This window comes from Vibrio splendidus (assembly GCF_001557875.1).
Lineage (GTDB): Bacteria > Pseudomonadota > Gammaproteobacteria > Enterobacterales > Vibrionaceae > Vibrio > Vibrio splendidus_F.
This window is the reverse complement of record NZ_LNRF01000012.1, coordinates 109,117-131,113: the sequence shown is the minus strand read 5'-3', so window position 1 is coordinate 131,113 and position 21,997 is coordinate 109,117. Positions and strand designations below refer to the sequence as shown.

Genomic DNA, 21,997 nt, shown 5'->3' with positions numbered 1-21,997 from the left:
ATTTAGGCTTACTTTGTGAAGAGTAAGACACACCCTGGAGGGGTTCCCGAGTGGCCAAAGGGAGCAGACTGTAAATCTGCCGGCACTGCCTTCGATGGTTCGAATCCGTCTCCCTCCACCATATTCTCCTTAATTGGAAAATCGAAAAGCCAACTCATTGAGTTGGCTTTTTTCGTTTCTGTGTATAATATTTTCACTGTACCCGTTACCTTTCTCGCTCAACGCTCTTGATAATCTATCATCCAAGTTAAGAAACTTATCTCAACAACTGAATTAAAACCAAATATGCAGCTACAAACCCTAGGAAAAGGTCGCTTCGAAACTGAGTGGACCGAAGACAAGCAACTAATCGAACAAACCATTCGTGATTGTATTTGTACGAGCAGAATATTTGAGGAAAATGAGAAGTTATTAACTCAAGGAGAGCATGTAGAGAACCTATACCTTGTCGATTCAGGAAGGATTTCTATGGGGATGACGGCTCGAAACGGTAAAACATTTTTGCTAGGTACTCTCGAGTGTGAGCAACAAGTTTTCGGAGAGATGGAATTCTTTACCGGATACCGCTGCCAGATGGATATTATGCCAATCGAGCCTGTCAGCGTATCTATCATTGATGCACAAAAACTAAAGAAGTATCTGTTAGAGCAACCTAGGCTCTCTCTTTATTTCGCCAGTGCTATCGCTATTGACTATCAAGACACCGTCGAGATCCTAACAAGGCGTCTTCTGTATCCGATCACTTACAATGTTGCCTACGATATTTATCATCAATATTTGAATGACTTACCCGTCGATGGCTTTCAAAAAAATTACCTTGAAGCAGAACGTTTTGCTACAACTGATAGAGTCTACCGCCGCGCAGTGAAAGAGCTTGAGAGCAAAGGTTTTATTGCGAAAGAAAAGAAAGGCTTAAGGATTCTTGATCTAGAAGGGCTTAGAAAATTTGCGGAACAATAAAGGCCTGCGCAAATGCAGACCTTTTCAGAGTCACTTAAATCGATAACGATTTATGCAGTTTGAGTTTGATTGGCTTGGCTTGCTTTGTACCTTGTAGATGCAATAAGCATCACCAACACAACAGCATAGATAGCAGGGATGGCATACATAACTGTTTGTAAGCCAACAATACTTTCCATCATAGAGCTAATCGCAGGGCTAAACATTGCACCAGCACTGCCACTAACCAATATATAAGAAACATTCTTACTTGATGCATTGCGAACAAATGACACACCATAAGCAATGAACGCATTATAAAGTGCGGCACAAGCAAATCCGTAACCATAAGTCAGGTAAGAGAGCCATTCTAGTTTGTTTGTCGTAACAATGACGCTCGTTATCACCATTGCAAGCGTAATAATCGTCAATAAGAAATACTGAATCTTCATACGCGATACAATGACAGTCGAAACTAAAGCACCAACCAACGCTGCTGACCAATACTGAGTAATAATGTTACCCGCTTGTTCAAATGGAATATCGAACTTCTCTTTAACAAACATTGGAGCCCAAGTTAAGAAAGTATAAAGGGCAAGCATTCCTAAGAACAATCCGATACCACCACTGATAATGCCAAAGTTCCATTCAGACTTTGATTCAGTTTGTGTTGCGCCTTCACCACCACATTGGTTGAAGTTAGTCAGCAAAGCAATAAACATTGTTGCCAAAGCAACTACGCCAACACTCAAGTAACTGATGCTACAATTCATAGCATTAGTAAGTGCGTAAGTGGTGATCATAGGGAACACAACACCTGCAATGTTAAATGTCGCGTCTTGTACCACTAACATTGTGCTCTGAATTTTGTCTTTCCATAATGAAACGACAATAGTACCAGCGATACACAGACCAACACCGCCACAAAAGCCAATGATAGCCATACATAACATCACAATCGATAACGAAGGTGAAATGTAAAGGCCTAATGAGGACAGTGCGATAATGCCATAGCACAGTACCGTCATACGTTTAATACCGACTTTTTCAATTAAGAAGAAAGCCGCAATGGTGCCGGCTAGTGCTCCACCATTTAATAAAGAAAATATTGATGCTACTTCATTTACATTCGCGTTAAATGCATTGGCTATTGGCTCGACCAACATACCAAATTGTGTCGCAAAGCCCGCCATAACGAAATTAGCGAGGAAACTGATAGCAGTGAGTGTCATTTTATTTTTCATTGTTCACTCCAAGGGCTCGTAGGTTAGATGTTTTAATTTGGGAGAGCTTAACTTTAAGCCCTCCACACAGGCTTAAGCTTTGATTGCCGTTTCTAAAGCAATTTCAATCATGTTGTTGAATGAAAGCTGACGCTCTTCTGCTGTCGTCTCCTCACCCGTGATACAATGATCAGACACCGTCAGGATCGCTAATGACTCAATACCAAATTGTTGCGCTAGCCCGTATAAGCCTGCAACTTCCATATCGATACCAAGCACCCCAAAACGCTCCAGCGCAGGAATGAGGTCTTCATCAGGATCGTAATAAAGGTCGCCAGTGAACACGTTGCCAACTTTTACGTCTATACTCTTCTCTTTTGCTGAAAGGTAAGCATTATGTAAAAGCTCAAACGTTGCCGATGTCGCCATGTGATAGCCACTGCTGCGCTTGGCATTAGTTGGAGAGTCTGTACCGGCGGCTTGCGCCAGAATCACATCACGCATCATCACATCTTTCTGTGTTGCACCAACACTACCAATACGAATAATGCGCTTCACACCAAAGTCATTAATCAGTTCATGACCGTAGAGAACCATTGATGGTACACCCATGCCATGCCCCATAACTGAGATACGTTGCCCTTTGTAATAGCCTGTATATCCAAGCATGTTACGAATATCAGTCACGAGCTTTGCGTCTTCTAAGTAGGTTTCAGCAATGTATTTCGCTCGTAGTGGATCACCCGGCATAATTACCGTAGATGCGAAATCCTCAGCAGTGCCAGCAATATGTGCAGTCATAATGTTTCCTTATTTGTTTTGTTGGCGCAATCATAAGGAGCAATGGCACAAAGCATTGAGGACAAATGTCCGCTTTCAAAGTACTGCCTCTCAAATTTGAATCATCTCTAGCAAAACCATGGCACTCATTGTTCTAAGGGCCCAGACATTACTTACTGGCTATCCTAAAAACACAAAAAGCCCCTGCAGATTTCTCTGTAGGGGCTTTCAATTATTAGGTGTTATTCCGATTAACTACATCATATTGATGTTTAACTAAATCGTGGAATTAACCTTGAATACCAACAATTAACCATGGTGCATTCTGGGTCGTTAGATCACGCTCTAAATGCCAGATATCAGTAATGTCTTCTTCTATACCTTCAGCTGAATCACGGTAGCGACCACTAAACTGAAGGCTTAGCTGTGCTTTGCTACCATCGTGGTCTGCACGAACGATTTCAGCATCAACGTACATTACGTCTGTGTGCTGATCACCGTCTAGCTTGTTACGCTCAGCTTTCAGATCTTCAAATAGGCTTGGAGATACGTATTCTTCAATCGTGTTTAGCTCGTTGTGGTTCCATGCACCTTGCAGTGTACGGTAGTGCTCACGAGAGCCATTGATGAATGCCGCTTGATCAAAGCCCGTTGGGTAGTTATGTGGGACATCGCTTTGCGCACCAAAACCGAAACCACCAGCAGCGCCTTGTGATTGAGGCTGCGCTTGTTCGAAGTTATGAACGTTTGGTTGCTGCTTAGGTTGTTCAAACTTGTTCTGACCCATTCCGCCGAATGCTGGCTGTTGACCACGTGCATTCTGCTGATTCATTGAGCCCTGCTTCGCACCCAACATTCCACGTAGGAATTTAAACGCTAGGAACGCAATCAGACCCATGATCAGAATATCCATAAACTGGATACCTTCAAATGCGCCACCAAAGAATGCTGCTAAAAGACCACCAGCAAGTAAACCACCTAGTAGACCGCCCATAAGGCCTTTCTTGCTAGAGTTAGCTGCTGTGTTCTTACCCGTTTGATCTTGTCGGATCGAATTCGTGTTTTGTTGTTTTGGTGCTGGAGCCGTTTTAAAGCTTTTGCCAAATGACTTACCACCACCAAACTTTTTCGCTTCCGCGATAGGCGTCACCGCGACTGTTACCAACAGGATCGCGACTAGTGAGAAAAATCGTTTCATTATTATCCTTTATAGGGTTCTTTATCTTTCGACACCTCAATCATACTCGTTAACAAAGAACAATGAAATATTCACGGCGTTTACACATGTATCATAATATTGCGGCTATTAATTGATTACTAAACTAGCGAAGGGATTGACGGCACTCAGGGGCAGCATTAAAATATTGAACGATGTTCATTTAATAGAAACTACTCATGGCAAGACGAAACGATCATACTCGAGAACAATTAGTGCAACTAACCTTAAAGACGGTGACCGACTTCTTAGAAGAGCACTCCTATCACGAGTTAAGTTTACGAAAAATTGCCAATATGATTGGTTATGTACCAAGCACCTTGGTGAATGTATTTGGTAACTACAACTTACTACTTTTGCACGTTGTAGCTCAAACATTAGATGAACTGACGTCAGAGTCCGCTGCAGCGGTTGAACAATCGAGCAACCCTCAACAAGCTCTATTCAACCTTGCATACTGCTACCACGATTTTGCACAAAAACACCCTCACCGCTGGCAGCTTATCTTTGAGCACAACATGAACGGTGAAAACCTTCCTGAATGGCAATCAAACCGCATTGATAGAATGACAGGCATGCTAGAGCAGCTGCTCGTAGCGATTGCCCCTGAACATACTAAAAGCGAAGTCGTTAAAGCCAGCCGTGTATTATGGTCTGGAGTACATGGAATTACTCTACTTAGCGTTGATGATAAGTTTTTCGCCGCTGAGCCAATCGATGGTAAAGAGTTGATCAATAACTTAGTCTCAAACTACTTAACCAACTGGTAATCATCCAAGGAAAGACAATGAACAACAGCAGCCAATCTTCGCTGTTAACGCAAAAAAGGTTCCTACCCTACTTTATTACTCAATTTCTAGGAGCCTTTAATGACAACATATTCAAAAATGTCCTGTTACTGTTTGTTGCTTTCGCTAGCGTAGACACGCTGCCTATTTCCAGTAATTTATTCATAAATTTGGCCGCTGGCCTTTTTATTCTGCCCTTCTTCCTATTTTCTGCTTTGGCCGGAGTCTTGGCCGATAAATACGAAAAATCTTGGTTCATTCGCAAAGTTAAACTCCTTGAAGTGGTGATCATGTCACTGGGGGCGATCGGCTTCATCTACGAAAGTTACGGAATACTACTACTGCTTCTGTTTCTAATGGGAACACAAAGTGCCTTCTTTGGCCCAGTTAAGTACGCCCTGCTTCCACAGCAACTAGAAACGAAAGAACTGGTATCTGGCAATGCGCTCGTCGAGACAGGTACATTCTTAGCAATCCTGATTGGAACTCTAGGTGCCGGTATTATTGCGTCTGAAGAAGAGGCGAAGCTCATTGCTGCGGTGTGTATTGTTTCGTTCGCTGTGCTTGGCTATCTATCGAGCTGCTTTATCCCACAAGCGCCAAGCAATGCACCAGACCTTACAGTGAAATGGCAACCTATAAAGCTCACCCGCGCAACACTGGCGATTGCAAAAAAAGACCGCCCAACCTTTCAAGCTCTGATGTCGATCAGCTGGTTCTGGTTCCTTGGTGCGGCTTACCTAACTCAGTTTCCAAACTTCACCAAGCTGCACCTAAACGGCACAGAAAGCTCAGTCGCATTTTTACTGGCACTGTTCTCGGTAGGCATTGCGATTGGCTCTTTGGCTTGCGATAAGTTATCTAATCATCGAATTGAAATTGGTATCGTGCCAATGGGCAGCTTAGGTATCTCGATCTTTGGCCTTTTAATGGCGATATCCATTCCAGAGTCTTTGCCTAACTTTAACTCTTTCCATCAGTTCGTGATGTATTCAGAGCTGTGGCCGCTGTTTGCTTATCTTCTACTACTGGGGATCTCTGGCGGTATCTTTATTGTTCCTTTGTATTCACTGATGCAATTACGTGCGAAACCAGATGAGCGTGCCCAAGTGATTGCAGGGCTCAATATTTACAATTCACTATTCATGGTGGGAAGCGCAGTTTTAGGTATTGTTTGCCTTAGTGTTCTAGAGCTTTCAATTCCACAGCTGTTTGTGTTGCTCGCGTTGGGCAACACTTTGGTTATGCTGTACCTGTTTCATCAGGTGCCTATATACGCTTTCCGTTTCTTTACATGGGTAGTCACTCACACCATGTATCGAGTGAAGCATAAGAACTTACATCACCTGCCAGAAAAAGGTGGCGCGTTGATTGTATGCAACCATGTGAGTTATATGGATGCACTACTGTTGAGTGCGGTTTGCCCTCGCCTTATCCGTTTCGTGATGGAAGAGGAATACACCAAGTTGCCACCGATTCGACGTTTCTTGAAAAGAGCAGGGGTGATTCCAATCTCCGCCACCAACCGCAGTTCGATACGAAACGCTTTTAAAGAAGTAGAGCGAGCCCTGCATGAAGGCCATATCGTGTGTATTTTCCCGGAAGGAAAGCTAACCTCTGATGGCGAGGTGGCTGAGTTCATGCGTGGTATGGAGCTAATTATCAAACGATCCCCTGTCCCTGTCATTCCAATGGCTCTTAAAGGGTTATGGGGCAGTTATTTCAGTCGTTACAAAGGCCGTGCCTGCAAAGGGTTACCCACTCGCTTCTGGACTAAGTTAGAGATAGAAGCTGGCGAGCCTATTTCACCTAAAGAAGCCTCTTGTGAAACTCTTCGACAGTCGGTGTCCAATCTTCGCGGCACTTTACGCTAAATAACCTTTACCTTATTCATATCAACTGAACAAGCGTTAAGTTTTCCTTAACGTTTGTTCAATTCATTTAGACTTACTTATCATTTTATTGAACGTATAGTGGTCTCATTACAATAACGTCACTACAAAACAAGACTCTAAATACAATGAACCTAAAAAAGTCCGTTCCGTTTTATCTTGCTGCACTATTTTGCTTAACGCCTTGGGTCAGTTCACCGACTGCCCTCGTTATCGGTTTCCTACTGGCTAGTTTAGGTCTAGTTCCTGAACACTTGGAAGTCGGTAAACTCACCAAGAAGTTACTGGCCTACTCGATTGTTGGCTTGGGGTTTGGCATTCAGTTTGAGAAAGCATTAGCGGTAACAGGCGATGGTATTGGACTCATTGTAACGACGATTATTGGTACATTAGTCATTGGTTGGTTCTTGGCTAAACGAATGGGGCTAGACCGCACAACAGGCTACCTTATCTCTTCTGGTACCGCGATTTGTGGTGGTAGTGCGATAGCAGCTGTGGCACCCGCGATCAAAGCAGACGATGAACAGATTGGCTTGGCGTTAGCCACTGTATTTGTGTTGAACTCGGTAGCTCTATTCTTGTTCCCGATGATTGGTCATGCGCTTGAGTTAAGCCAGCAAACATTTGGTACTTGGGCGGCCATCGCGATTCACGATACATCTTCGGTTGTCGGCGCAGCTTCAGCGTATGGCGAAGAAGCACTGACAACAGCGACAACATTGAAGCTCGCTCGTGCACTTTGGATCATCCCTATCGCTTTAATCAGCGCGATGCTCTTCAAGAATGATCAAAAGAAGATTACGGTTCCCTACTTCATTTTCTTTTATTGCGCCGCTATCGCGGTTAGTGACTTACTGCCACAATTTGAGATGGTCTACCAAGGAATCTTTGATGTGTCTAAGCGAGCACTAGTTGTGTGTCTGTTCTTAATTGGCTGTGGAATTTCAGTTGAGAAGTTAAAAGCAGCAGGGCCGAAACCATTGATGTTTGGCATTACAATGTGGGTAATGATCTCGACGGGTTCATTGGCGTGGTTAACTCTCGCCTAGTCCGCAACGAAACGCTTTAAATGGTTGTTCGATTATCTAGACAATCAGATTTACGAGCCACAAAACAAAAAGGCAAAGCTCAAATAGGCTTTGCCTTTATCGTTTATGGCAAAAATATTCTTTGTTGCAACAATCACGAATCAAACAGGGGCTTATCACTCTTCTTGCTCTCTCTTTTCATTAAAACAAGTACCACAACCAACACAAATGCGGTGAGCTCAGCCAACGAACGAGTCAACCCTGACGAAGTGACCGCTAGGCCTATCTGCAGTAAAACCGCAATGATGAGGGCAATTTTCATAATAAGACCTTATTCTATAATTCGTAATTTATATGGCTTATTATGATGGATGGTTATAAAGATAATAAATTCTGTTTTGAACTATCTAATTGCTAAATTAACTAACCTAGCGTAACTGCCCCTCTAACCACTTAATAAAGGTTCTTACCTTAGGACGTTTTTCCGTGCCTAACGGGCAGATTAAGTCATACCCTTTGTCTGTATCCATGCTCGGATAAGGCGTTATGAGCTCACCAGTCTCAATGTACTGCTTAACAAAATGATAGCGCCCCATCGCAACACCAATATTATGCAGGGCACTCTGTACACCCATATCTCGGTGGCTTACGCAGTAAAACTGTTCAAATAAATTCACTTCCAAACCGTGGTGTTTAATCCAACGCTGCCACACGTCAGAACCTAACGCATGAATGAAATTAATCCGGCACAATGAATCTACACCATCATCAAAGATGTTGTGTTCCGCGGCATAACTCGGCGTACATACCGGAATATACTTTTCACCAAACAGGCGCTGTCGATGCATATCTTTGAGATCTTCAGCACCATAATAAATGGCGACATCGAGATGATTTTGATGAAAATCCTGCTCTTCTTGTGAGAAAATGTTGAGATTAAACTTAGGATATCGCTGTTTAAAATCCGCCAATCTTGGCAGTAACCAACTGTTAGCAAATGCAGGACTGGTACCGATATTGATCTGCCCATACAAGTCTGTGTTGGTAATGTCTTCGATCTCACCAAAAATAGAGCTTAACGACTTGGATAACGTTCGTTGAAAGCGCTGACCTTCTTCAGTCAGTTCCAGTTTACGAGTCCCTCTTACAAACAAGTTAAAGCCGAGCTCACCTTCTAACACTTTGATCCGATGGCTTACTGCCCCTTGAGTCAGGTGCAGCTTCTTAGCCGCCAGCGTAAAACTCATTTTCTCAGCAGCGACATTGAAAGTATGAAGATTTCTAAGTAAAGATTGATGGTTAGCCATACGACCTCATGCATTAAAAATTTTAATTCATACTACTACCCGTTTCGTTTGTTTGCATTAAGAAATAAGTTTCTAATAGCCGCAGTTACTTAAAACACTGCGTCGATCAACATTTGGTTCGACATTTTGACGAGCAGAAACATTAAAAAAATTAATTACAATTTTAGGGGCACATATGAATATACTCGGGTATATGCAAAAAGTAGGTAAGGCATTGATGGTTCCCGTAGCCACACTGCCAGCTGCAGCAATTCTTATGGGAATAGGCTATTGGTTGGATCCTGTAGGTTGGGGGTCAGAAAGTATCTTAGCCGCGTTCTTGATCAAATCAGGTGGTGCGATCATCGATAACATGGCGGTTCTATTCGCGGTGGGTGTCGCGTTCGGTTTGAGCCGAGATAAAAACGGTTCTGCCGCATTGTCTGGTTTTGTGATGTTCCTCGTCGTGACCACTCTACTGGCTCCGGGCTCAGTTGCTCAATTAATGGATGTTGAACTAAGTGAAGTGCCAGCAGCATTTGGAAAAATCAGCAACCAATTCGTAGGTATCATTGTGGGTATCATCTCTGCTGAGATCTACAACCGCTACTCAACCGTCGAGCTTCCTCAGGCTTTAGCATTCTTCAGCGGTAAGCGTTTGGTTCCTATCCTGACTTCGATCGCAGGTATGGCACTTTCATTCGCTCTTCTTTACATCTGGCCTGCAGTTTACGATGCTCTGATCGTTCTGGGTATTAAGCTAGAGAGCATGGGCGCGATTGGTGCAGGTCTGTTTGGCTTCTTTAACCGTTTGTTCCTATCAGTAGGTATGCACCACGCACTTTACCCTGTGTTCTGGTTCGACGTTGTTGGTATTAACGACATTCCAAATTTCCTAGGCGGCGCACAATCTATCGCTAACGGTACAGGTATTCCGGGTAAAACAGGTATGTACCAAGCGGGCTTCTTCCCAATCATGATGTTTGGTCTACCGGCAGCAGCATTAGCGATGTACCACTGCTCTGATGCGAAAAACAAAAACCAAGTATTCGCAATCATGCTTGCAGCAGCAATGGCTTCGTTCTTCACAGGTATCACAGAGCCTCTAGAGTTCAGCTTCATGTTCCTTGCTCCGGTACTGTTCTTACTGCACGCAGTGCTAACAGGTCTATCACTTTACATTGCGGCAAGCATGGAGTGGATGGCAGGCTTCGGCTTCTCTGCGGGCTTCGTTGATCTAGTACTATCAAGCCAGAATCCACTCGCAACGAACTGGTACATGCTATTAGTACAAGGTGTGGTGTTCTTTGCGCTTTACTACTGCATCTTCCGCTTCGCTATCATCAAGTTCAACCTACGTACTCCGGGTCGTGGTGAAGAGATGGAAGCAGAAAGCGAAACAGCATCTCCTGAAGCATTAGTTAACCTAACCAACAACTACATTGAAGCGATTGGCGGAGCTGACAATATCCTTGAAGTTGATAACTGCATCACTCGTCTACGTCTAACCGTAAAAGACTCGTCAGTAGCTGACAGTGACAAACTTAAGAAGCTAGGTGCTGCGGGTGTGGTTCCGGTAGGTAAAGGCGGGCTGCAAGTTATTATTGGCTTAGGTAAAGTTGATAAGGTCGCAGAACAAATGAAGAAGGCACTCGCTTAACACGACAGCTTTGATGACAAGATAAAACCGCAAGAATTTGTGATGGCTTCACCACCATCACAACCCCCTGAAGCGCAATTACGACTAGTCACCGTGTATTGCGCTTCGTTTTATTTAGAGCGAACCTCTTGTAACCACTGCGCTAATCCCGCTCTAGATACCTTAATGCCCTGCTGTTCTTGTTCTGGCATGCGGTAGTACTCGATCGGGCATTTGAACCGCTCTAGGCTTACTTGTAGTTGCTCTGCAAACCACTCTTTGGTTGGCAAATCAGTACAATCCACAATAGCTGCAGGTCGGAACCCGAACTCTTCATCCTCGATTGGAACGATAAAAGCCTGATTAACGCAGGGCAACTGATTAAGTGCTCGCTCAATTTCTTCGCAGTGAATGTTCTCACCGCCAGAAATAAACTGATTGTCAGCACGACCAATAATCAACACTTGCTCACCAACCCACTCACCAAGATCTTTGCTATCGAACCAGCCGTTCTCATCAACTAATCGCGTTAATTTACCTTGGTGGTAATAACCGGAAGCGAGCGTCTCACCGCCAATAAAGATACGTTGCCCTTCAATTTTTAGTTGCCGATGATTAAGGACAAAACCAGCGGTGTTTTTGGCATCAACGGGCTTAGCTGTCACGGTTGAAGCCGCTTCTGTCATGCCGTAGCCAAGCCATGTTTCGATACCCATCTGTTGCGCTTCGAGTCCAAGCGCTTCTGGAATATGACTTCCTCCCAACAGCACATGGGATAAAGTAAGTGCTTGCTTACTCTTTAGTAATCGATGTAGCTGAGTAGCCACTAACGAGGCATGGCTACAGCCCTTGATATCGGGTTCAAGCTGACCAATACCCATTTTTATACAGCCACCAGCAACAAGCCAACGATGAACAATCGCCAGCCCTGACACATGGTACATAGGTAGACTAAGCAGCCAAGTATCACTGCCTTTAAATTGAAAGACATCCAATAAGCCGGACGCTGAACATAAGTGCTGATCAAGCGTGTGAGCCACTGCTTTAGGGGTTCCGGAAGAACCCGAAGTAAATACGATACTCGCGAGGTTTTGAGGGTTGAAACAAGAAGGTTCTGACGTTGCTGTTGGCTTGTCATCAACATTCAACTCGCTCAGGCAAGGTAATACCAGTAACTGAGTGTTTGACTCTGCAACATCAGACAGATCTAACCCCCCACTTTCTAACAGCCATAGATAACGTCTATCCGATGGGCTATAAAGCGATTCAAGCTTTTGCATTAAGCGAGCTGACGGCTGAGGCATGGTAAACGCACAAACCACACCCAAATTGAGCGCTGCAAGATAAACAGGTATCACTTCAGCTTGATTCTTACCAACTATCGTCAACACATCACCTTCTGAAAGGCCTTGTTCGGATAACTGTCGTTGGTATTCATTCACTAACGCCACGACTTGCTGCCAAGTATAATCACGGAGAGGAGTGACTAACGCTGTTTGATGTGGGTTCTGCTGCGCCCACTGTACCCAAAGCGGGTGATGATTAGATTGTGGGCGCATCATAAGATAACCAAGTTATAGGTTGAAAACGGTCTAAGCCAATCGAACGATCAGCCTAAGAAGACCAAATCAGTTGCTGCTGTTCAAGAGTAGCAACAGGAAGCTGGCAACCCGGCCATGAAACTTCTAACTGTTGCTGATACAAACCAATCGTATCAAGTCCCGGCACTTCATTAGGCAAGTACTGCTGTGCTAATCGCGCAATCTGAGTTAAGCCAAGGCTAGACTCAATACTTGAGCTTAGAACCGGCTTAATACCAAGCTGCTCCGCACGCTCAATGATTGCAACACAACGCTCTACTGAACCAATCAAGGTTGGCTTGATCACCACGGCCTTAACACCCGTTAAGTCGCTTAAATCAAACTCATGGTTACGCACCGCTTCTTGCAGAGTTTCGTCCCAAGCAATTGCCACACCGTGGTCAATAGCAAAAGCTAAGCTGTCTTCTGGCTTTTGGCAAGGTTCTTCAATAAAGCTAATACGCTGACGCAGTGACGGCGAAATGTACTTAATGAACTGCTTCGCTTTTTCTGGCTTCCACGCACGGTTGGCATCAAGCCTTAGAGTCAAATCCGGAATCGATTCAAGAAATAAACTAACAAGCATGCCATCACGAATCGCTTCATACAGGCCGACTTTCACTTTCGCGACTTTCTCGCCTTCCATCTCATTCAGCACGGGGATCAGTTCATCTGGATCTCCAGTACACAAAGGTGCCGCTTGGTAGTTACCTTCAGTGTTGAGTTCGCCTCGTAATTCCATCATCGCCATCGAAAAACCGAAGGCAACAGAAGGATATAGCTCATTAAAAGGCGTTTGAGGGTTGTTGTGACTCCAAAGCTCTAATTCATGTTGGAGCTGAATACCGGCTTGTTCGGCATCTTCTTGACTGAAGCCCGGCAAAGGTGCGACTTCGCCAAAACCAGTTTTACCGTCACACTCAAGTTGGATGATATAGCCAACACGTTCGTTCAACTTATTATCACGAAGAACCACTCCACTATCCATAGGTAATTGATAACGGTAGAGTTTAGCGTGACGCTGAGAATTCACTGAGTTCATAAAGTTTCCTAAAAAACGGGGAACATCAAAACAAAACGAGCCGCTATTAGCGACTCATTTTTAAGAAGAGAAATACTATGGATTACGCGGGAACTTGTCGAAGTCCGGTCGACGTTTTTCGTTAAATGCGTTGCGGCCTTCTTGGCCTTCCTCTGTCATGTAGAACATCATTGTTGCGTTACCAGCCAACTCTTGTAGACCAGCTTGGCCGTCACAGTCTGCGTTCAGTGCAGCTTTCAGGCAACGCAGTGCCATTGGGCTATGTTGAAGAACTTCACGACACCAACGAACGGTTTCTTTTTCTAGGTCAGCGACAGGAACAACGGTGTTCACTAAGCCCATATCCAATGCTTCTTGAGCATCGTAGAAACGACATAGGAACCAGATTTCGCGCGCTTTCTTCTGGCCAACAATACGAGCCATGTAAGAAGCACCCCAACCGCCATCGAATGAACCCACTTTAGGACCCGTCTGACCGAACTGGGCATTTTCAGCGGCAATAGTAAGGTCTGCCATCATGTGAAGTACATGACCGCCACCGACTGCCCAACCCGATACCGCTGCGATTACTGGTTTTGGACAAGTACGAATTTGACGTTGGAAATCAAGTACGTTCAGGTGGTGTGTACCTGAATCATCTTGGTAGCCGCCGTAATCACCACGAATACTTTGGTCACCACCAGAACAGAACGCCTTCTCACCAAGACCCGTCAAAATGATCACGCCTACTTTCTCGTCGTAACGAGCGTCAGCCAGTGCATTGATCATCTCTTTTACGGTTTGTGGACGAAACGCATTGTGGACTTGAGGACGCGCAATCGTGATTTTCGCAATACCATCGTCAGACTTGTGGTACTGAATATCTTCATATTGACTGCTTTCATCGCTCCAGTTAACTGCCGCGTAAAGTTCTTCTTCTGTGATGCCTACTGTTTTAGCCATGGTGATTCCCATTGTTCTATTAGAGACCACGACTAACGAGTAGTCGTGACGGTGTTGCTCTGCTTTTGATAGTGCTTGATACGAGAGAACCGCTCAGTCAGATTAACGACGACTGGCGATACATTGGATTATCAGGTTAGAAAACAGCTCGGGTTGCTCAAAATGAACATTATGACCCGCGTAATCCACCTGACTATATTCAAAGCCACTATTCTCAGCTAGCTCCATGAATTTACGATCTTTTTCTCCACATACATAATGCAATAAATGCTCATGAGATTTCAATGTGGCACGTAAATCCGGTTGCTTAGCTAACGAAGTAGATAACAACATATTTGCTACGGATACACCAAGGTTACCACTACGCTTTATGACCAAAGTTTGTCTTTGCTCATGATTTAGTGAAGAAAAGACGCTTTGTTGATACCAATCGTCTAAAACATCTTCAATCGACTGCTGTGCAAAACGAACAGCCCATTGCGTATCATGTACTAACCTTTGTGCTCTTTCTTCATCACATTCCAATCCAAAGTTGCCACCTTCAATGATGACTTTCACTAGGTTAAGCGTCTCAAAGCAAGGGCTTGTCACCCCATACATAGCGAGCCTTCCGCCCATAGAGTACCCAATCACTACGATAGGGTAATCGGCAGGAAGACCGTTGAGCGCCAGTTGAGATGTGATGCACTGGACAATTTTCTTGCAGCAATGATCAAACCCTACTGGATCGATAAAGCGACTTTGTCCGTGTCCGGGTAAATCTATGCAAAGGAGAGGAAAATCCTCGAGGAATGGATGACATGCACTCCAATCATCCCCGCTTCCGAGTAAACCATGTAAAAAAACAAGCAAAGGTTTGTCAGAAGAATCTTGTACAGTTGGGTAATAATTGGAGTAAAGCATGTAAAGTCCTTAGGCTAATGCCTCGGTGAGCATTGAACTGAATTGTTTCAGCAAAGTAGACGCTTGTTCGGGAGGCGTCTTAACTTCCACGAGCAAGGTACCCTGACCCTGTTCGAAATGTTGTTCGATAATGGTTTGATAACAGTTCAAGGTTTCTGGCGCAGCGTACCCCAACTGGAATTGCGCAGCAGCGTGTTCAAAACTGAAACCATGAGGCATTTGATAAAGTGACTGTTTCTGTTGCTCAGGTACCGGCAACAAATCAAAGATCGCACCACCATCATTGTTGGTCACAACAATAACCATCGGCGTTAAATTATGAGTTAGCAAAGCCAGTGAGTTGAGGTCGTAAAGCAAAGAAGTATCGCCAATCAACATCAATAAGGGATTCTGGTTGGCTTTCACTACACCCGCAGCCGTCGCCACCAAGCCATCAATGCCCGATGCACCACGATTACTGTAAACTCGATTCGCAGATATTGACGACAACATATCCACCAGCCTTACCATCAAGCTGTTTCCCACAAACAACTCTCTGTCTTTAAGTCTAGACGACAAATCAACCGCAACACTCAACTCTGTCAGTTGGTCATTATTAGATATTTGTGCGAATGCGAGTTGCTGAACGGTATTGGCCACCTCGATTAAAGGCGTCGCCCAACCCGAGTGTTTGCCCAACAAAGTCGGCAGGTGTTGATCGGTGATCCATAACTCGATATTAGCAACAATATGAGTTTGCGGCAGATGGTCTTGATTTATACGGTGCGCATCAGGTGAAACCACAACATATTGCGTGCAATCGAACGAAGCCGCTTGTGACTTAACCCATTGGTTTAATCGCTTAGAAACGATACGCTCACCAAACTGAAGAATGAAATCACACTGGTTGAGTTGCTCTTTAACTGAGTCACTCTGTAACCACAGATCATAATGCTTCCAATCACTACTCACGCCCGATTGAGGATCACAGAAAATTGGCCAACCCAAAGCAGAAGCAAACTGCTGCGCTTTTGTCGCCGCTCCTTTATCAATCGAACCAATAATCACCGCACCTTTACGCGCTAGGTAATCGCCCGGCGCTAATGGTTGTACAGTCAAATGATTGGGTAAACAGGTATTAGAATACGGGGTTGTTGACGAACTCCACCCAGCGATACTGTTAGTGTAATCAGCATACATGTCAGCACTGTTCTTAGAATAGAGCGGCTCTGGAAACGGGCAATTAATATGAATCGCACCGCCAACATTGCGTTGTTTCGCAAGCGCGCTATCAACCGATGTTAGGAGCCAATTCAAAGAAACCTGTGTGGTTGGGCTTGGTAGATTTAAAGCACTTGCAACATGGGAAGAAAAGATACCCTGTTGTTGAATCGCTTGATTAGCGCCGCAATCCAATAAATCGATTGGTCGATCAGAAGTCAGTAGGATCAGTTTCTCTCGTGTCAAACCAGATTCAGCCGTCGCAGGAAGCAAATTCGCAACAGCGGTTCCTGATGTCACAATCACCGCAACTGGTTTATCACTTGCTTTTGCTAAGCCTAAAGCTAAAAATCCAAGACCACGCTCATCAAAGTGCGTGTGTAAGGTTAACTTGGGGTTGGCTTCAGCTTCGAGAGTTAAAGGCGTTGAGCGAGAGCCCGGCGCAACACAAACATGTTCAACACCGTTGCGTGTTAGCTCTTCAAGTAACGTGTGACACCAAACTCTATTCAATACGGCTTGGTCGTGATTCATGACGCGACACCCAATGGTGGGTGATCAGAAATGAGACTGAGCAGAGTAGACATCTTCTTGTTCAGCTCTTGCCACTCATGTTCGGCAACCGATCCCGGCACGATACCCGCGCCAGCAAACAGTTGTACTTGATCATTTACAATCAAGGCGCTTCGAATCGCTACGCAGAATTCAGCTCGCTGATGGCTGATATAGCCCACAGAGCCTGCATACCAACCTCGAGCAAACGGTTCGTGTTCAAGAATGAAATCCATCGCTTCTTTACGTGGCAAACCCGCCACCGCAGCAGTTGGCTGTAATGCAGCAAGTAACTGCACACCATTAACACCAGTATTAAGCTGAGCATGGATATTGCGCTTAAGATGTTGCACCTTACGCAAGCGCACTAGACGCGCATCCTTTTCAACATGGACCGTTTGAGAATGAGGAGTGAGACGCTCAATGATGTCGTCGACTACATACTGGTTCTCGTTGAGGTTTTTGCTGTCTTGAGAAAGCCAGTTGGCCAGTTCCATATCCTCAGTTGCGTTCTCTCCGCGACCAATGGTTCCAGCAAGCGCTTCGGTATCGAGCTCAGTACCATGTCGGCTATATAAGCGCTCTGGTGTCGAACCAATGAAACTGTGTTTAGAATCCAGCACCAACATAAAGTGGAAACTGTGGTGATTTTGCAGATAGCTGGCTTTAAGTAATTGAGCTGCACAAATAGGCGCATCGAGTTGCAATGTGGTTTTTCGCGCTAAAACGACTTTTTTATACTCTTCGTCGCTAATGCCTTGCAGCACTTTATCGACAAGGTTGCCCCACTGTTCTCTTTCTGGAACGTGATTGATCTGTTCAATATGGGCAGACAAAGGCGCCAATATCGCCGCTTCCACAGAAAGCTTATTCAGAGCATTAATAGAAGAAACGCGATCAGGGGACAAGTTAACTGCCAGCGACCAAGTATTGTCAAATCGGATCAATTCAACCTGAGGAAGGAAGAAAAACGACTCCATGCAACGACGGTTCTTTGCGGTGTGCCCGTCAAACGAGCGTCCACCCCAGATTCGTTGGTCTTCACCAAGAATCGCGTATGCGGGTGCCGGGTCTGAAAACGTATGTAACTGTCCGAGCGCAACCACCTCTTCACGAGTGTCGCGTGACTGCCAGTAGAACTTAGGAAAGAGCGGTTGAGCATGAAGCCATTCAATAAATGCAAACGATGGTTTTTGCGTTAGAACTTCAACACAACGAACTTCGCTTGTTTGGGCATTTTGTACTCGCTCAATCAAAGCGGAGATAGTTTGTTGGAAATGTGACAAATCGACCTCGTTCACATCTAAATTATTATTATATTAGTTTGATACTTTATGGGCAGTACCCACTTAGATCAAGAATGTACTATATCTTTTCAACATTCCTGTGATTTTAAGCGATCCCGCCCCTTTATTCATCTTAGCCAATAACCAACAAAGCTATTAATTAAAATTTAGAAAAGAGTGACAACAAAAAGGCTAAACGTGACACTGAAATGCGACATTCATCAGATTTTTATTCTATCAAACGCCATTTTGCGGTACTTTAATAAAGTATTTAAATTAATTTCAGGAAATCGGCAATGCAAAATATCGGGATGTCGTCAAAACTCAACAGCGTATGCTACGAAATCAGGGGGCCTGTACTCAAACATGCTAAGCGCATGGAAGAAGAAGGGCATAAAATACTGAAGCTTAATATTGGTAACCCCGCCCCATTTGGTTTTGACGCCCCTGATGAAATCCTTGTTGACGTAATCCGTAACCTACCGACATCTCAAGGTTACTGCGACTCAAAAGGCATCTATTCAGCCCGTAAAGCGGTTGTTCAGCACTACCAGAAAAAAGGCCTACGTAATCTTGATGTAGAAGACGTTTACATTGGTAACGGCGCATCAGAGCTTATCGTTATGTCTATGCAGGCGCTACTGGATAATGGTGATGAAATCTTAGTTCCCGCTCCGGACTACCCACTATGGACAGCGTCTGTTGCGCTTTCTGGTGGCACACCGGTTCACTACATGTGTGATGAAGATGCTGATTGGTATCCAGATCTAGACGACATGCGCGCGAAGATCTCACCGAAGACGCGCGGCATCGTTCTTATCAACCCGAACAACCCTACAGGTGCGGTTTACAGCCGTGATTTCCTACTGCAAGTTGTCGAGATTGCACGTGAACACGGCCTAATCATCTTCGCCGATGAAATCTACGACAAAGTACTGTACGACGGTGCGGTACACACTTCAGTGGCAACACTTGCTGAAGACGTACTAATGGTCACGTTCAACGGCCTATCTAAAGCTTACCGTGTATGTGGTTTCCGTGGTGGTTGGATGTTCTTAACAGGCCCTAAACACCTAGCAAAAGGCTACGTTGAAGGACTAGAAATGCTGGCCTCAATGCGTTTGTGCGCCAACGTTCCGATGCAACACGCTATCCAAACCGCACTCGGTGGCTATCAGAGTATCAATGAGCTGATTCTTCCAGGCGGTCGACTGCTTGAGCAGCGTGACCGTGCATGGGAACTGATCAACAAGATCCCTGGCGTTTCTTGTGTGAAACCGAAAGGCGCAATGTACCTGTTCCCTAAGATCGACACCAAGATGTATAACATCAAAGACGATCAAAAATTTGTGCTCGATTTCCTTAAGCAAGAGAAGGTGCTGCTGGTTCAAGGTACGGGCTTCAACTGGCCAAAACCGGATCACTTCCGCATCGTGACTCTGCCGCACATCGAGGATCTAGAAATCGCGATTGGTCGCCTAGAGCGCTTCTTACAGACCTACAGCCAAGACGACCTCATCGAAGGTTAACTAGCACAAAGAAGGATGGCTACAATTAGCTGTTTTAAAAGACTTTAACTTGTAATCAATCACTTCTATGCTTAAAGGGCTCCTGTTTAGGAGCCTTTTTTGTATCCGCTGTCTCGTATGCCCGTGTGAACACAAAATACGAGTGGAGTATTTTTTAGAAAGGACTCTTATGAAACAAAGCCATTTCTTTGCCCATCTCGCACGTATGAAACTAATTCAACGCTGGCCTCTGATGCGATCTGTCTCAAGCGAGAACATCTCAGAACATAGCCTACAGGTTGCTTTCGTGGCCCATGCCTTGGCACTTATCAAAAACAAGAAGTTTGATGGCCGGCTCAACCCTGAACACATTGCTCTGCTCGGCATGTACCACGATACCAGTGAGGTACTGACTGGAGATTTGCCAACTCCGGTTAAATACTACAACCCAGACATCGCCCAAGAGTATAAGAAGATAGAAGCCGCAGCAGAGCAAAGACTGCTCTCTATGTTGCCAGAGGAGTTCCGAGACGACTTCGCCCCATTTTTAATATCTGGAACAGCGAGTAAAGAAGAGCAAAGTATCGTCAAGCAGGCCGACACCATCTGTGCGTACCTAAAATGCTTGGAAGAGCTCAGTGCGGGCAATCATGAATACGAGCAAGCCAAGCGCCGACTGGAAGAGACACTCGAACAACGCAAAAGCCCAGAAATGGACTACTTTCTCACCACATTTGCGCCAAGCTTTGAATTATCACTAGACGAGATAAGCTAGCTGGGTATAAGTTGTTTTTAATTAGCTAAATAAAATCAATTTGATAGGTGCTATTTTGAATTCTCTACTCGAACCACCCTTTGTACTCGAACAAGAATGGCAGCATCGAAATGACGATGAACATAAAATAAGACGTGATGATCACCGTAGCCCATATCAACGTGACCGTGCGCGCGTGCTTCACTCTGCTGCTTTTCGTCGCTTACAAGCGAAAACCCAGATTCATGGCACCATGGTGAATGACTTTCATCGAACACGCCTTACTCACTCTCTTGAGGCCGCTCAGCTTGGCACAGGTATCGTTGCTCAACTGAAGAAAAAGCAACCCGAGTTTCGAGACCTATTACCCTCAGATAGCTTGATTGATTCACTGTGTTTGGCTCACGACATCGGTCATCCGCCATACGGACATGGCGGCGAAGTCGCACTCAACTACATGATGCGCGGCCACGGTGGCTTTGAAGGCAACGCTCAAACGTTTCGTATTGTCACACAGCTAGAACCTTACACTGAACATCACGGAATGAACCTATCTCGACGCACTTTGTTAGGTCTGATTAAGTACCCTTCTCTGCTTAGTGAGGTTCAAGCTAAATTGCAGTCTGAGCCCGTTAAGCATCAACGACAACTCCGAGCCAAAGATTGGATGCCAGCAAAAGGCATCTACGATCATGATGAAGAACTGTTTAACTGGGTACTGGAGCCGCTTTCAAGCAGCGACCAACAGCTTCTAAAACAGAAAAGAAAAACGCATACCGAGCCACTTGAACACAATAAGACCAAATTTAAGTCGCTTGATTGTTCGATAATGGAGCTTGCTGATGACATCGCGTATGGCGTGCACGATTTAGAAGATGCGATTGTGCTTGGATCTGTGACCAAAGCTCAGTGGGTCGAATCGGCTTACCCTCAACTGAAAGAGATGGCCGACCCTTGGATTTGTGAACACTTAGATTCAATTACAGAGATGCTGTTCTCTGGTGAACAGTATCGTCGAAAAGATGCGATTGGTGGAATCGTCAACGCACTGCTGACCAGTATCTCTATCAAGCGAGTAGATGCTAGCTTTGAGAGTGTGCTGTTGGCTTACAATGCGGTGCTTGAACCTAGCATGGACGGCACGCTCGATAAATTGAAACACTTTGTCAGCGAGTTCGTGATTCAAGTGCCTCAGGTTCAAGTCATCGAATACAAAGGCCAGCAGATCATCATGGATATGTTTGAAGCATTCAGTGCGGATCCTGAACGCTTGTTGCCACTGCCAATCAAGAAGCAATGGCTACAGCATCAAGATGAATCAAGAAAGATGCGCGTGATAGCGGATTACATTTCATCAATGACTGATGATCTTGCGCAGAAAATGCATCAGCAACTGTTCTCGGCTCATACCGAGTTTTAACTCCTGCCTCACTCTACTC

19 protein-coding genes and 1 tRNA gene are annotated in these 21,997 nt (G+C 44.9%); 9 read left to right on the top strand and 11 right to left on the bottom strand.

The features are described from left to right. Positions 1–36: 36 nt before the first annotated feature. Positions 37–121 (top strand) — tRNA-Tyr (locus ATB74_RS20975). 164 nt (positions 122–285) lie between these two features. Then, positions 286–960 carry a Crp/Fnr family transcriptional regulator gene (locus ATB74_RS20970; RefSeq protein WP_060983580.1) on the top strand — a complete coding sequence of 225 codons (675 nt, stop codon included), beginning with the start codon at positions 286–288 and terminating at the stop codon, positions 958–960. Positions 961–1,010: 50 nt separating this feature from the next. Here the strand turns inward: ATB74_RS20970 and tsgA are convergent, their stop codons facing one another. The 3 genes from tsgA to ATB74_RS20955 all read right to left on the bottom strand — a co-directional run bounded on the left by tsgA (position 1,011) and on the right by ATB74_RS20955 (position 4,140). Beyond that, positions 1,011–2,183, bottom strand: a complete 1,173-nt coding sequence (tsgA, locus tag ATB74_RS20965; protein ID WP_061019619.1) for an MFS transporter TsgA — start codon at positions 2,181–2,183, stop codon at positions 1,011–1,013. Between the two features lie 72 nt (positions 2,184–2,255). Beyond that, positions 2,256–2,966 (bottom strand): purine-nucleoside phosphorylase, encoded by a 711-nt coding sequence (gene deoD / locus ATB74_RS20960; protein ID WP_432215318.1) that lies wholly within the window; start codon positions 2,964–2,966, stop codon positions 2,256–2,258. 265 nt (positions 2,967–3,231) lie between these two features. Beyond that, on the bottom strand, positions 3,232–4,140 hold the full coding sequence (locus ATB74_RS20955) for a Tim44 domain-containing protein (RefSeq protein ID WP_061019617.1): 909 nt from the start codon (positions 4,138–4,140) through the stop codon (positions 3,232–3,234). 197 nt (positions 4,141–4,337) lie between these two features. Between ATB74_RS20955 and ATB74_RS20950 the strand changes: the two genes are divergently transcribed. The 3 genes from ATB74_RS20950 to ATB74_RS20940 all read left to right on the top strand — a co-directional run bounded on the left by ATB74_RS20950 (position 4,338) and on the right by ATB74_RS20940 (position 7,887). Continuing rightward, entirely contained in the window at positions 4,338–4,928 is a 591-nt protein-coding gene (locus tag ATB74_RS20950; protein ID WP_060983576.1) for a TetR/AcrR family transcriptional regulator, read from the top strand. A gap of 17 nt (positions 4,929–4,945) precedes the next feature. After that, the gene (locus ATB74_RS20945) at positions 4,946–6,820 is read left to right on the top strand and encodes an MFS transporter (RefSeq protein ID WP_061019616.1); all 1,875 of its coding nucleotides are present in this window, start codon (positions 4,946–4,948) and stop codon (positions 6,818–6,820) included. A 146-nt stretch (positions 6,821–6,966) separates the two neighbouring features. Continuing rightward, entirely contained in the window at positions 6,967–7,887 is a 921-nt protein-coding gene (locus ATB74_RS20940; RefSeq protein ID WP_029405617.1) for a YeiH family protein, read from the top strand. A 133-nt stretch (positions 7,888–8,020) separates the two neighbouring features. Here ATB74_RS20940 and ATB74_RS24330 read toward each other — a convergent pair whose 3' ends face one another. Together ATB74_RS24330 and ATB74_RS20935 are read right to left on the bottom strand one after the other, a co-directional pair. Next, a complete protein-coding gene (locus ATB74_RS24330) occupies positions 8,021–8,188 on the bottom strand; it encodes a hypothetical protein (protein ID WP_179946931.1) in 168 nt (55 codons plus the stop codon). Between the two features lie 106 nt (positions 8,189–8,294). Continuing rightward, positions 8,295–9,173 (bottom strand): LysR substrate-binding domain-containing protein, encoded by an 879-nt coding sequence (locus ATB74_RS20935; protein WP_061019615.1) that lies wholly within the window; start codon positions 9,171–9,173, stop codon positions 8,295–8,297. Positions 9,174–9,366: 193 nt separating this feature from the next. On the opposite strand from ATB74_RS20935, the gene nagE reads away from it, so the two are divergent. Beyond that, complete coding sequence (gene nagE, locus ATB74_RS20930) at positions 9,367–10,812, top strand: N-acetylglucosamine-specific PTS transporter subunit IIBC (protein WP_179946932.1); 1,446 nt, start codon at positions 9,367–9,369, stop codon at positions 10,810–10,812. A gap of 110 nt (positions 10,813–10,922) precedes the next feature. Here the strand turns inward: nagE and menE are convergent, their stop codons facing one another. From menE to ATB74_RS20900, 6 genes are all read right to left on the bottom strand, one after another. Then, positions 10,923–12,353 carry an o-succinylbenzoate--CoA ligase gene (gene menE, locus ATB74_RS20925; protein ID WP_061019613.1) on the bottom strand — a complete coding sequence of 477 codons (1,431 nt, stop codon included), beginning with the start codon at positions 12,351–12,353 and terminating at the stop codon, positions 10,923–10,925. Between the two features lie 52 nt (positions 12,354–12,405). Further along, the gene (gene menC / locus ATB74_RS20920) at positions 12,406–13,413 is read right to left on the bottom strand and encodes an o-succinylbenzoate synthase (protein WP_061019612.1); all 1,008 of its coding nucleotides are present in this window, start codon (positions 13,411–13,413) and stop codon (positions 12,406–12,408) included. Positions 13,414–13,488: 75 nt separating this feature from the next. Then, positions 13,489–14,355 (bottom strand): 1,4-dihydroxy-2-naphthoyl-CoA synthase, encoded by an 867-nt coding sequence (gene menB, locus ATB74_RS20915; protein WP_017060170.1) that lies wholly within the window; start codon positions 14,353–14,355, stop codon positions 13,489–13,491. Positions 14,356–14,457: 102 nt separating this feature from the next. Continuing rightward, on the bottom strand, positions 14,458–15,258 hold the full coding sequence (gene menH, locus ATB74_RS20910; RefSeq protein ID WP_060983570.1) for a 2-succinyl-6-hydroxy-2,4-cyclohexadiene-1-carboxylate synthase: 801 nt from the start codon (positions 15,256–15,258) through the stop codon (positions 14,458–14,460). A gap of 9 nt (positions 15,259–15,267) precedes the next feature. Next, positions 15,268–16,992, bottom strand: coding sequence for a 2-succinyl-5-enolpyruvyl-6-hydroxy-3-cyclohexene-1-carboxylic-acid synthase (gene menD, locus ATB74_RS20905; protein ID WP_061019611.1), 1,725 nt, complete (start codon positions 16,990–16,992; stop codon positions 15,268–15,270). Further along, on the bottom strand, positions 16,989–18,296 hold the full coding sequence (locus ATB74_RS20900; protein WP_081090156.1) for an isochorismate synthase: 1,308 nt from the start codon (positions 18,294–18,296) through the stop codon (positions 16,989–16,991). The genes menD and ATB74_RS20900 overlap by 4 nt, the downstream gene beginning before the upstream one ends. Positions 18,297–18,592: 296 nt before the next feature. Between ATB74_RS20900 and ATB74_RS20895 the strand changes: the two genes are divergently transcribed. The 3 genes from ATB74_RS20895 to ATB74_RS20885 all read left to right on the top strand — a co-directional run bounded on the left by ATB74_RS20895 (position 18,593) and on the right by ATB74_RS20885 (position 21,978). Then, on the top strand, positions 18,593–19,825 hold the full coding sequence (locus ATB74_RS20895; protein WP_019824769.1) for a pyridoxal phosphate-dependent aminotransferase: 1,233 nt from the start codon (positions 18,593–18,595) through the stop codon (positions 19,823–19,825). A 169-nt stretch (positions 19,826–19,994) separates the two neighbouring features. After that, on the top strand, positions 19,995–20,579 hold the full coding sequence (gene yfbR, locus ATB74_RS20890; protein WP_061019609.1) for a 5'-deoxynucleotidase: 585 nt from the start codon (positions 19,995–19,997) through the stop codon (positions 20,577–20,579). A 55-nt stretch (positions 20,580–20,634) separates the two neighbouring features. Next, positions 20,635–21,978: an anti-phage deoxyguanosine triphosphatase gene (locus ATB74_RS20885; protein ID WP_061019608.1), complete on the top strand. Its 1,344-nt coding sequence runs from the start codon at positions 20,635–20,637 to the stop codon at positions 21,976–21,978. The last annotated feature ends 19 nt before the right edge of the window (positions 21,979–21,997 follow it).

What these genes read in the sequence shown, in the direction of transcription:
- ATB74_RS20970 (WP_060983580.1), top strand. Translation starts at nt 286, where the DNA reads ATGCAGCTACAAACCCTAGGAAAAGGTCGCTTCGAAACTGAGTGGACC.
- tsgA (WP_061019619.1), bottom strand. Translation starts at nt 2,183, where the DNA reads ATGAAAAATAAAATGACACTCACTGCTATCAGTTTCCTCGCTAATTTC.
- ATB74_RS20955 (WP_061019617.1), bottom strand. Translation starts at nt 4,140, where the DNA reads ATGAAACGATTTTTCTCACTAGTCGCGATCCTGTTGGTAACAGTCGCG.
- ATB74_RS20950 (WP_060983576.1), top strand. Translation starts at nt 4,338, where the DNA reads ATGGCAAGACGAAACGATCATACTCGAGAACAATTAGTGCAACTAACC.
- ATB74_RS20945 (WP_061019616.1), top strand. Translation starts at nt 4,946, where the DNA reads ATGAACAACAGCAGCCAATCTTCGCTGTTAACGCAAAAAAGGTTCCTA.
- ATB74_RS20940 (WP_029405617.1), top strand. Translation starts at nt 6,967, where the DNA reads ATGAACCTAAAAAAGTCCGTTCCGTTTTATCTTGCTGCACTATTTTGC.
- ATB74_RS24330 (WP_179946931.1), bottom strand. Translation starts at nt 8,188, where the DNA reads ATGAAAATTGCCCTCATCATTGCGGTTTTACTGCAGATAGGCCTAGCG.
- ATB74_RS20935 (WP_061019615.1), bottom strand. Translation starts at nt 9,173, where the DNA reads ATGGCTAACCATCAATCTTTACTTAGAAATCTTCATACTTTCAATGTC.
- nagE (WP_179946932.1), top strand. Translation starts at nt 9,367, where the DNA reads ATGCAAAAAGTAGGTAAGGCATTGATGGTTCCCGTAGCCACACTGCCA.
- menE (WP_061019613.1), bottom strand. Translation starts at nt 12,353, where the DNA reads ATGATGCGCCCACAATCTAATCATCACCCGCTTTGGGTACAGTGGGCG.
- menC (WP_061019612.1), bottom strand. Translation starts at nt 13,413, where the DNA reads ATGAACTCAGTGAATTCTCAGCGTCACGCTAAACTCTACCGTTATCAA.
- menB (WP_017060170.1), bottom strand. Translation starts at nt 14,355, where the DNA reads ATGGCTAAAACAGTAGGCATCACAGAAGAAGAACTTTACGCGGCAGTT.
- menH (WP_060983570.1), bottom strand. Translation starts at nt 15,258, where the DNA reads ATGCTTTACTCCAATTATTACCCAACTGTACAAGATTCTTCTGACAAA.
- menD (WP_061019611.1), bottom strand. Translation starts at nt 16,992, where the DNA reads ATGAATCACGACCAAGCCGTATTGAATAGAGTTTGGTGTCACACGTTA.
- ATB74_RS20895 (WP_019824769.1), top strand. Translation starts at nt 18,593, where the DNA reads ATGCAAAATATCGGGATGTCGTCAAAACTCAACAGCGTATGCTACGAA.
- yfbR (WP_061019609.1), top strand. Translation starts at nt 19,995, where the DNA reads ATGAAACAAAGCCATTTCTTTGCCCATCTCGCACGTATGAAACTAATT.